11 protein-coding genes and 1 tRNA gene are annotated in these 9,803 nt (G+C 71.7%); 4 read left to right on the plus strand and 8 right to left on the minus strand.

What is annotated here, in order from left to right:
- Positions 1 to 436: tetratricopeptide repeat protein (locus QM582_RS18855; protein ID WP_415087030.1), on the plus strand; the 436-nt coding region annotated here is incomplete at its 5' end.
- 101 nt (positions 437 to 537) lie between these two features.
- Here QM582_RS18855 and QM582_RS18860 read toward each other — a convergent pair.
- Positions 538 to 759: a hypothetical protein gene (locus QM582_RS18860; RefSeq protein ID WP_415087032.1), complete on the minus strand. Its 222-nt coding sequence runs from the start codon at positions 757 to 759 to the stop codon at positions 538 to 540.
- Positions 760 to 838: 79 nt separating this feature from the next.
- Positions 839 to 920: transfer RNA gene (locus QM582_RS18865), tRNA-Tyr, on the minus strand.
- A gap of 78 nt (positions 921 to 998) precedes the next feature.
- Between QM582_RS18865 and QM582_RS18870 the strand changes: the two genes are divergently transcribed.
- Positions 999 to 1,490 (plus strand): YajQ family cyclic di-GMP-binding protein, encoded by a 492-nt coding sequence (locus QM582_RS18870; protein WP_415087033.1) that lies wholly within the window; start codon positions 999 to 1,001, stop codon positions 1,488 to 1,490.
- Positions 1,491 to 1,517: 27 nt separating this feature from the next.
- On the opposite strand, the gene QM582_RS18875 is transcribed toward QM582_RS18870, so the two are convergent.
- From QM582_RS18875 to QM582_RS18885, 3 genes are read right to left on the minus strand one after another with little or no spacing between them, the layout of a single operon-like run.
- The gene (locus QM582_RS18875; protein ID WP_415087035.1) at positions 1,518 to 1,814 is read right to left on the minus strand and encodes a transcriptional regulator; all 297 of its coding nucleotides are present in this window, start codon (positions 1,812 to 1,814) and stop codon (positions 1,518 to 1,520) included.
- Entirely contained in the window at positions 1,807 to 2,469 is a 663-nt protein-coding gene (locus tag QM582_RS18880; protein WP_415087037.1) for a hypothetical protein, read from the minus strand. The genes QM582_RS18875 and QM582_RS18880 overlap by 8 nt, the downstream gene beginning before the upstream one ends.
- A 3-nt stretch (positions 2,470 to 2,472) precedes the next feature.
- Positions 2,473 to 3,297: a lysostaphin resistance A-like protein gene (locus QM582_RS18885; RefSeq protein ID WP_415087039.1), complete on the minus strand. Its 825-nt coding sequence runs from the start codon at positions 3,295 to 3,297 to the stop codon at positions 2,473 to 2,475.
- 163 nt (positions 3,298 to 3,460) lie between these two features.
- On the opposite strand from QM582_RS18885, the gene QM582_RS18890 reads away from it, so the two are divergent.
- Positions 3,461 to 4,282: an exodeoxyribonuclease III gene (locus QM582_RS18890; RefSeq protein WP_415087048.1), complete on the plus strand. Its 822-nt coding sequence runs from the start codon at positions 3,461 to 3,463 to the stop codon at positions 4,280 to 4,282.
- Positions 4,283 to 4,645: 363 nt separating this feature from the next.
- Complete coding sequence (gene eno, locus QM582_RS18895) at positions 4,646 to 5,905, plus strand: phosphopyruvate hydratase (RefSeq protein WP_415087041.1); 1,260 nt, start codon at positions 4,646 to 4,648, stop codon at positions 5,903 to 5,905.
- A 111-nt stretch (positions 5,906 to 6,016) separates the two neighbouring features.
- Here the strand turns inward: eno and QM582_RS18900 are convergent, their stop codons facing one another.
- From QM582_RS18900 to QM582_RS18910, 3 genes are read right to left on the minus strand one after another with little or no spacing between them, the layout of a single operon-like run.
- Positions 6,017 to 6,553, minus strand: a complete 537-nt coding sequence (locus QM582_RS18900; RefSeq protein ID WP_415087042.1) for a histidine phosphatase family protein — start codon at positions 6,551 to 6,553, stop codon at positions 6,017 to 6,019.
- Positions 6,550 to 8,067 carry a MutS-related protein gene (locus QM582_RS18905; protein WP_415087044.1) on the minus strand — a complete coding sequence of 506 codons (1,518 nt, stop codon included), beginning with the start codon at positions 8,065 to 8,067 and terminating at the stop codon, positions 6,550 to 6,552. Before QM582_RS18905 ends, QM582_RS18900 begins: the two co-directional genes overlap by 4 nt.
- Positions 8,064 to 9,632 carry a MutS-related protein gene (locus tag QM582_RS18910; RefSeq protein ID WP_415087046.1) on the minus strand — a complete coding sequence of 523 codons (1,569 nt, stop codon included), beginning with the start codon at positions 9,630 to 9,632 and terminating at the stop codon, positions 8,064 to 8,066. Before QM582_RS18910 ends, QM582_RS18905 begins: the two co-directional genes overlap by 4 nt.
- Positions 9,633 to 9,803 lie beyond the last annotated feature (171 nt).

Below are 9,803 nucleotides of genomic sequence, written 5' to 3' on the forward strand. Positions count from 1 at the left end.
CCTCGCCTACTGCCGCGGGCGAGCTGGTGATGCGGCTGGTGCTGCCGCCGCGTTCGCTGAACTCCTACCCATCCGGGAGCGGCTGCTCGGCCCCGAACATCCCGACACCCTGCTTGCCCGCCACAACCTCGCCTACTGCCGCGGGCGAGCTGGTGATGCGGCTGGTGCTGCCGCCGCATTCGCCGAACTGCTGCCCATCCGGGAGCGGCTGCTCGGCCCCGAACATCCCGACACCCTGCGCACCCGCGGCAACCTCGCCCGCTGGCGCGGGGAAGCTGGTGATGCGGCTGGTGCTGCCGCCGCATTCGCTGAACTCCTGCCCATCTATGAGCGGGTGCTCGGCCCCGACCACCCCGACACCAAGGTCGCCCGCGACAACCTCGCGTACTGGCAGAAGGTCGCCCACCGGACGGGTGGTGACACCACGGAGATGTAGCGGCACATGACGACAAGCCGCTCAATCCCGGCAGAGGTTCACCAGAACCTGCGCCGTCAGCAGAAGCAGACCCGGGGACCGGCGACACCTCAGCAAGGAGGTCACGAACGCGAGACGCCGAAGCCGCCAGCGAGGACCTCATCCACACTCACCGAGAGGTCGGTGCGGCCTTCCTTGTCGACACCCATCCCGAAGAACGCGGGCGGCCACACCGGCTCGGTCGGGCGAGGCAACCGCCGACGAACGTCGGCGAGCACCCGGACGACCTGGTCGTCGGGCAGCGCATCGACGAGCTCGTGCAACTCGCCCCGTTCCGCGCTCATGACGCCAAGGGTAGGCCCGATGACGCGAAAGTGGCCTCTGACTCACCGTTCAGGCTTATCAGAGGCCACTTCTGGCGCGTGGCAGGTGTAGGATTCGAACCTACGTAGGCGATGCCGACGGTTTTACAGACCGCTCCCTTTGGCCGCTCGGGCAACCTGCCGTGCTCTTGGGCGAGGACAAACATAGCAACACCGACGGTGCGCCGACCAATCGAGACAAGCAGAGGTGAGGACGGACGATGGCTGGGGACAGCTCCTTCGACGTGGTGAGCAAATTTGACCAGCAAGAGCTGGAGAACGCGGTCAACATGACCGCCAAGGAGATCCGCAACCGGTACGACTTCCGGGGTACCGACGCCGCGATCAAGCTGACCGGCGACGTGGTCGACCTGGAGGCGTCCGGCGAGGAGCGGGTGAAGGCGGTGCTGGACGTGCTGCAGACCATGCTGGTGCGCCGCAAGATCGACCTGAAGGCGCTGAAGCCGGGTGAGCCGCGGATCAGCGGCAAGATCTGGAAGCTGACCGCGACCATGCAGCAGGGCATCGCCGGCGACGACGCCCGCAAGATCGCCAAGCTGATCCGGGATTCCGGGCCGAAGGGCGTCCGGACCCAGATCCAGGGCGACGAACTGCGGGTGTTCAGCAAGAAGCGGGACGACCTGCAGGCCTGCCAGCGGCTGATCCAGGAAGCCGACTACGACTTCCCGGTGCAGTTCACCAACTACCGGTAGTCGACCGGACGCCGCCGGCGCGGGGCGTCAGGACTCGCCGCCCAGCAGCGCCCGCAGCTGGGTGGTGTAGTCCTCGAACGCCCGGCGGCCCGTCCGCGTGAGCGCCAGGTAGGTGACCGGGATCCGGCCCCGGTGGGTCTTCTCCACCGACACGTACCCGGCGTCCTCCAGCTTGCGCAGGTGCGTCGACAGGTTGCCCGCGGTCATCTCCAGCAGGTCCTGGAGCCTAGGGAAGGAGAGCTGCTCGGTCTCCCCCAGCGTCGCCAGGGTCGCGACGATCCGCAGCCGCGGCTGGGCGTGGATGACCGGGTCGAGGTCAGCCATCCGCGGCCTCCGCCACCCCGCGCCGGGCCCGCCGGGACCACCACTGCGTCCAGGCGGCGACGAGCAGGAACGCGCCACCGCCGCCGATCGCGCAGACCAGGTAGTGCGCGGGCGGTGGAGCCAGCACCGCCACCGCAGCGACGACGATCGACCAGGCGCCGAGCAGCACCATCGGCAGGGCGCGCCACAGCAGGCCTGCCGCGACGTACATGACGCCGTAGAAGAGGATGAACGCGGACGGGTAGTAGACCCGCAGCAGGTCGGCGGGCATCCCCCGGGCCACCAGAGCCTGTCCGATCACCACCACGCCCAGGCTGCCCACCCACCACAGATTGCCGTAGACGATGCCGGCGAACGCGCTCTCCTTGCTCGGACGCAGGCCGCGTCCCGACCGGATGCCGAGCACGGTGGACAGCACGCCGGCGCCCAGCAGCAAGCCCGCGAACAGCGGCGCGGCCACCGCGAACGGCAGGACGAACCCGGCGGCGCCGCCGTCGGCGAGCCACAGGGCGAGGAACCCCACAAGCCAGGCCACGCCCCAGCCGAACAGGATGGCGGGGACGAACCGTCCGAGCTTGCCCTCGACGCTGCGCTGCTGGTTCTGCAGCAGCGCGAGCATCTCGGCCGGCGTCGGTGTCGTGTCGTGATCGTTCATGGCTCAGCCTCCTTGTCCGGCCATCAGGAACGTCAGGGCGAGCGCCGGCAGCGTGAACACCAGATCCACCAGGCCGTGCGCCAGCACGAGCGGCATCAACCGGCGTTGGCGCAGGTAGATGAGTCCCGAGCCGACGCCCCAGACGAAGAACGCGCAGACGAAGGTGACCACGGCGTCCGGCGTCGCCGCGTACCAGAGGTGCTGCAACCCGAACAGCACGGACGGGATCAGCACCGCGAGCACGACCGGGAAGCGGCGCGCCAACGCACCCTGCGAGACGCCGCGGTAGAGCAGCTCCTCGGCCGGGGCGTTGAGCGGCGCGAAGGTGAGTGCGGTGACCACGCCGATCACCGTCCAGGCGACCGGGTTCAGCGTTGGCACCGCGGCGGGATCGAAGAAGATCGTCTGCATCCGGACGAACAGCTCGGCCCCGTGCTGCAGCCAGGTCACCAGCAGGATGGTGCCGACGAACGGCAGGTACAACACCAGCAGCCAGAGCACGCCCTGCGCCAGGTCGCGGCCCAGCCGGCGCCGGTCGAACCCGAGCAGTTCACGGATCGAACTGCCGGAGCGACGCAGCAGCCGACCGATCAGGAACAGGCAGACCAGGTTGACCGGAAGCATCGCGAAGCTGGCCAGCAGAGACGGCGGCGGGAAGGCCACCCCCGGCTCGATCAGCTGGACGACTCCCCAGGTCAGCACCGACACCACCGCCACCAAGCCGATCCGCAGCACCGGCAGGCCGATCGCCCAGCCGGTGGACAGCGCCGGCGCCGGCTGGACCGGCCGGCCTGCGACCTCCGCTGCGGCTCGTACCTTCGTCTTCATAAACTACTTTGTACTACAAAGTCCTTTGTTAACCAAGAGATTGGGGACTTTCCTTACCGTCAGGCGTGTGCGAGTCGGTCGCTGACCAGCCGGTTGAGGCTCAGCACCGTGCTACCAGCGACGGGACGGGGCGGTCCGTTAGCGTGACCGGGTGAGTTCTTCCCTGCGGATCGCCAGCGCCAACGTCAACGGCATCCGGGCCGCGGTCCGGCGCGGCTTCGGCGACTGGCTGGCCCGGCGGGAGCCGGACGTGGTGGCCGTGCAGGAGGTGCGCTGCCCGCACGAGGAGTTGCCGACCGATGCCTGGCCGGAGCACCGGCTGATCTACCATCCCGGCCTGCTGGCCGGGCGCAACGGGGTCGGCGTGCTGACCCGGTGGACGCCGTCCGCGGTCCGGATGGGCTTCGGCAGCCGAGCCTTCGACCACGAGGGCCGCTACCTGGAAATCGATCTGGAGCCGCCGTCCGGGCCGCCGCTGCGGATCGCGTCGGTGTACGTGCCGAAGGGCGCCTCCTGGGAGGGGCCGGACGCCGACCCGGACAAGCACCGCCGCAAGCTGCGCTTCCTGTCCTCGCTGGGGGCACACCTGACCCGGACCCGGCGGGAAGCCGCCCGGGAGGACCGGGAGTTCCTGGTGATGGGCGACTTCAACATCGCCCACACCCAGCTAGACCTGACCAACTGGCGGGCCAATCAGCGCAACTCCGGCTTCCTACCCGACGAGCGGGCCTGGTTCGACACGACGCTGTCCCCGCGCACCCTGGTGGACGTGGTGCGCCGGCTGCACCCCGACCGTCCCGGACCCAACTCCTGGTGGACCTGGCGCGGCCGGGCGTTCGCCAACGACACCGGCTGGCGGATCGACTACCACCTGGCCAGTCCGAAGCTGGCGGCGTCGGCGATCACCGGCGGCACCGACCGCGAGCCGTCCTACGAGCAGCGCATGAGCGACCACTCCCCCGTCGTCGTCGACTACCGGGTGTGAGCCCGCACCAGACGAATCTCGTCACGGGCTGAAATACCGATTTCCGCGTTCGATGAGAACCGAATCGTTTCGGCTGGCCGATGAACTGCATCGACCGCGGAAATCGGTACACCGCGGAGCGACACCCGAAGCAGTCCGGGCAATCGCTTCCGCGATCGTCGCGGGGCCGCTAGAGTCACATGTGGGCGGTGGGGCTCGCCCGCATCAAGCAAACTGTCGCTTCGGCGGCCAACGGTCCCTACCTCGTGCGCAGCTCGGCTGCCCACGGTGGTGGGGAGACCGCTTACTCTCTTCCACTCGCCAGCCGGGCTGCGCACCTCGGACCCTCACAGTGGGGGCCCGACAACGCGAAAGGGGCCGGCGATGGCTTTCGAAATCGATCGGGTTCAGGCACTCGAGGTACTGGACTCCCGTGGACGTCCGACGTTGACGGTGTCGCTGCGGCTGGCCGACGGCACGCTCGCCGAGGCCGGCGTCCCCTCCGGGGCGTCCACCGGTTCCCGCGAGGCCGTCGAGTTGCGCGACGGCGATCCGGCCCGCTTCGGCGGCGCCGGGGTGACCAAGGCGGTCGGCAACGTCGACACCGAGATCAACGACGCGCTCAGTGGCCGTTCCTGGTCGGACCTGGCCGAGGTGGACGCCGCCATGTGCGCCCTGGACGGCACCCCCAACAAGGCCCGGCTGGGCGCCAACGCGCTGATCGGCACCTCGATGGCCCTGGCCCGGGCACTGGCCGCCTCGGCCGGCAAACCGCTGTACCAGTGGCTGCCCGGCGTGGGACGTCCGGCACGGTTGCCGGTGCCCTGCTTCAACGTGCTCAACGGCGGCGCCCACGCGCCCAACCCGCTGGACTTCCAGGAGTTCATGGTCTGCCCGCTGGGCGCGACCTCGATGCGCGAGGCGGTCCGGGCCGGCGCCGAGGTCTACCAGGCGCTGCGCAAGCTGCTGGCCGCCGGCGGCCACGCCACCGGACTGGGCGACGAGGGCGGCTTCGCGCCCAACCTGGCCGAACCCGAAGAGGTGCTGGCGCTGATCGTCGAGGCGATCACCACCGCCGGCTACCCGACCGGCCCGGAGGGTGTCGGCATCGCGCTCGACCCGGCGGCGTCGGAGTTCTTCGCCGACGGCGGCTACCGGGTGAACGGCAACCAGCTGTCCAGCGCGGACCTGATCGCCCGCTACGGCGAGATGCTCGACCGCTTCCCGATCTGGAGCATCGAGGACGGCCTGGGCGAGCAGGACCCGGAGGGCTGGAAGCAGCTCACCGCCGAACTCGGCGGTCGGGTGCAGCTGGTCGGCGACGACAATTTCTGCACCAACCCGGCGATCATCACCGCCGCGATCGCCGACGGCATCGCCAACGCCGCGCTGATCAAGGTCAACCAGATCGGCACCGTGACCGAGACCCTGGAGGCGATGCGGATCTGCAACGACGCCGGCTACGGCCAGATGGTGTCGCACCGCTCCGGTGAGACCCCGGACGCCTTCATCGCCGACCTGGTGGTCGCCACCGGGTGCGGACAGATCAAGAGCGGCGCGCCGGCCCGTGGCGAGCGGATCGCCAAGTACAACCGGCTGATCCAGATCGAGGCCGGCGACGGCGCACTCGGCTACGGACGCTGATCCGTCACGCCGGTCGCCCGGCGGGAAGCCCGGGGGCGGTAGGCCCTCCCTAATCAGTTCTGCCCTCCCGTCGACGGGAGGGCAGAACTGATTAGGGAGGGCCGAGTGGGGTCAGGCGCCGGCCAGCAGCCAGCCGTCGGCGTCCCGGGTGAGCAGCACCGAGCCGCCGGTGTCGAGCTGGGTGACCCCGGCGTCCGGCAGCAGCGTGGCCAGCAGGATCCGGATCGCCGCATCGTGGGTGACCAGCACCACCGGTCCCGGTCCGGACGCCCAGTCGTTCGCCGCCGCCAGCACCCGTTCGGCGAACTCGGCGGCCGGTTCGACGCCGGGCGCGGCGTCCAGCGAGCCGTAGCGGGCGATCAGCGGCTCCGCGGCGGTGCCGTCGAAGCGTCCGTAGCTGCGGTCGATCAGCCGGGGGTCGGTCTGCACCGGACGTCCCGCCGCGTCCGCCAGCGGGGTCGCGGTCCGGACGGCCCGGCGCAGCGGGCTGGACACCACCCGGGCCGGGTGGACGCCGGCCAGCCGCTCGGCCAGGGCCTGGGCCTGCGCCCGGCCCACCTCGTCCAGGTCGGGATCCTGCCGGCCGCGCAGCACCCCGGCCGCGTTCAGCGGCGTCCGTCCGTGCCGGCACAGATAGAGATCGGTCACGATGCCACTCCTTCCGTCGATTCGTCGCCTTGCGGGTATTCGTCGTCCTGGCCCATCGCCTGGCGGTAGATGTCCAGAGCGTGGCTGGTGGGTTCCGGCGCACCGGGCACCAGCCGGTGGCTGCGGGTGCCGTCCGAGAGCCGCTCGGCGCGCAGGAAGCAGGCGTCCGGACGTCCCCGGTAGTGCAGCGCGAGCCGCTGGAAGTGGGTGACCAGCAGCACCCGGACGCCGTGGCCGAGCAGGGCGTCCAGGATGTCGGAGCCGATGAACGCGGCCTGCACCTCATCGGTGGAGGAGAACGGCTCGTTCAGCAACAGCAGGTCACCGGGCCGGCAACGGTCCACGATGCGGCTCATCCGGTCCAGTTCCTCGGCCAGCTTGCCGGCGCCCGGGGCGTCGTCCTCGGCGCTGCGGAAATGGCTGTGCACGGTGCTGGCCAGGCTGGACCGGTACCGCACCGCGGGCACGAACATGCCGGCCTGGAGCAGCAGCTGGGCGCAGCCGACGCTGCGCAGGAAGGTGGTCTTGCCGCCCTGGTTGGCGCCGGTGATCACCGCCAGCCGGACGCGCGGCCCGGCCAGGCCGTTCGGCACCGGGGCCGCTCCGTCCCGCACCGCCAGGCTGAGCCCGGACAGCCCCTCGACGACCAGTTCGTCGCCGGCGGGGGCCGGCTCGGGCCAGCAGATCGCCACCCCGGATGCGGTCAGCCGGCGGTGCAGCTGCAGGCAGCCCAGGTAGAAGCCGGTCTCCCAGCGCAGCTGGGCGAAGAAGCCGGCCAGCTCGGCGCCGGCGGCGTCCATGGTGAGCGCCAGGCCGGCCAGGGCGTCGTTGCGCAGTTCGCCGAGCGCGCGGGCACCCGCCTCGTCGCGTTCCGGCAGGGTGAAGCGGACCTGCCCGGGTGGCACGAACCGGCGCTGCCACCAGGACCGGGGCGGCGGCGGCAGCAGTTCCGGGGTGCCGAGCAGCCCGGTCGGCTCCACCCGGACCCGGGCGGCCAGGCCGTCGGGGAACCGCAGCTGGGCCAGCACCCCGGCCACCTCGTCCAGGTAGCCGTCGCCGAAGTCGTCCCGGAGCCGCCGGCAGAACTGCCGCAGCGCCTCGGAGCGCAGCGACGGCAGCCGATCGGTGGCGAACCGGACCAGTTCCCGCAGGCTGGGCAGCAGCGCCTCGATCTCGTAGCGGGCCTTGGTCAGCCGCGAGTCGGCCGAGCGTCCGCCGTACAGCCAGACCGAGCGGCGGCGTTGCAATGCGGTGCCGGCAAGCTCGAACAGGAACGGGATCAGGTCGGGCTGGGCCAGCGCGTCGGTCAGCACCTGCTGGCGCCAGAGCACCTGGCCGGCGTCGGTCAGCGGCCGGAACAGCACCGCCGGGCAGACCCGGTCGAGGTCGCGGTCGGGCTGCATCGCCTCCAGCACCGGGGCCAGGTCGAGGTCGGCGATCAGCTCCCGGGCGCCGTCAGGCGGCTCGGCGTCGCGGTCGGCGTCCCGATCGGGGTAGAGCAGCCGGACGTTCATCGCAGCCTCCTGGCCAGGTCGTCGGCGGACAGTCCGTAGCGGGCCGCCAGGAACCGGGCGTGGGCGTGCCCGGCCGGCGGCTGCTCGCGGAACTCGAAGGTGGGTCGGGTCGGATCGTCGGCGGCCAGCTGCCCGACCAGGCTCACCGCCCCGGACGCGCCGCTGACCAGGTCGTCCAGGAAGGTCACCCAGAGCACCCGGCAGCCGATTCCGGCGAAGCTCCGCAACGCCAGCCGGGACACCTGCAGGGCGTCGTCGACCGAGGTGGTGGAGAGCAGCTCGTTGAGGATCACCAGCGCCGAGGGGGAAGCGGAGCGCAGCACGTCGCGCAGCCGGGCCAGCTCCTCGGCCAGGCCGCCGCGCTGCCGCGCCGGATCGTCCGGCCGCGGGAAGTGGGTGAGCACCGGACGATGCAGCGGCAGGGTGGCGGATGCCGCCGGCACCGGCAGTCCCAGCGCGGCCATCCAGGCGAGCTGTCCGACGGCCCGGGCGAAGGTGGTCTTGCCGCCCTGGTTCGGGCCGGTGACGAACACCTCGCGCTGCCCGGCCGCCAGCCGCAGGTCGTTGGGCACCGGTAGGGCGTCCGGAACGCTGAGCGCGAGGGCCAGGTCGATCATGCCGCGGACGTCGACGGCTCCCGGCGCCGGCGTCACCCGGGGCAGGCACCAGCGGACGCCCCGGGCGGCCAGCTCGTCGACCACCCGCAGGCATCCCAGGAAGAACCGCAGCTCGTCGGCCAGCCGGATCAGCTCCGGGTGGACGGTGGCGGCGGGGCGGGCCAGGAAGGTCCGCAGCCGTCCGAACGGTTCGGGTCGCAGTTGCGCGATCAGCCCGACCGCCTGGGCCTCGATGTGGTTGAGGTCGCGCCGGGGACGGGCCAGCGGCCGGTCCTCGCCCAGCGGCGGGGAGCCGGCGAAGCGGGCGAACAGGTCCTGGACCAGGGCACCCCAGGGCGGCTCGCCGCCGTCGGCGTCCGCCCACACCGTGTCGGTCACCACCCCCAGCGTCGCCGCCGGGCCGCACAGGTCGGCGAGCAGCGTGGCGCTGCCGTCGGAGAGTTCGGCGTACTGCGGGCCGCCGAGGTAGCCGGCCAGGACGTCCGCGACCGCACCCAGCCCGGCCAGCTCCGGACGCCGCCCGGCCAGCTGGCCGGCGAAACCACGGACGGACTCGGCGAAGCGACGCAGGGCGGCGAGCAGCCGCAACTGGGCCGGCAGCGCGTAGTGGCTGCCGGCGGCCGCCGCGATGGCGGCGCGGGCGTCGGTCACCGCCGCGATGAAGTCGTCGGCGGCGACCCGGATCTCCGGACGCCGCAGGTCGCGGACCACCGCCTGCCGGCCGGCCACCACCACCGGGTCGTCCGGCAGCAGCCGCCAGGCCGCCTGTTGGAAGGGTTCCGGGGCCATCGCCTCGATCACCGCGTCCAGGTGGAGGTCGGTCAGCGCGTCGGACGGGGCCGCGGCGTCCGGGAGCCGGCCGCCGGGGTTGAGCAGGCTGGGCAGCGCCGCTTCGGGCGGCGTGTCGGGAAGGTCGAACGGTCGAGTGACCAGGGGTGCTGTCGTCATGGCGATCCCGTCGTTCACCAGGGACCGTCAGCGTTCGCGGTTGTCGGCGAGCCCCATCGCCATCGCAGCCAGGCTACTCCGTCGAGCCGCGCTCGGGGAGACCCTGACCGGCTCGGCCCTCCCTAATCAGTTCTGCCCTCCCGTCGACGGGAGGGCAGAACTGATTAGGGA

The sequence above is a fragment of the Micropruina sp. genome, from assembly GCF_047607385.1.
Lineage (GTDB): Bacteria > Actinomycetota > Actinomycetes > Propionibacteriales > Propionibacteriaceae > Micropruina.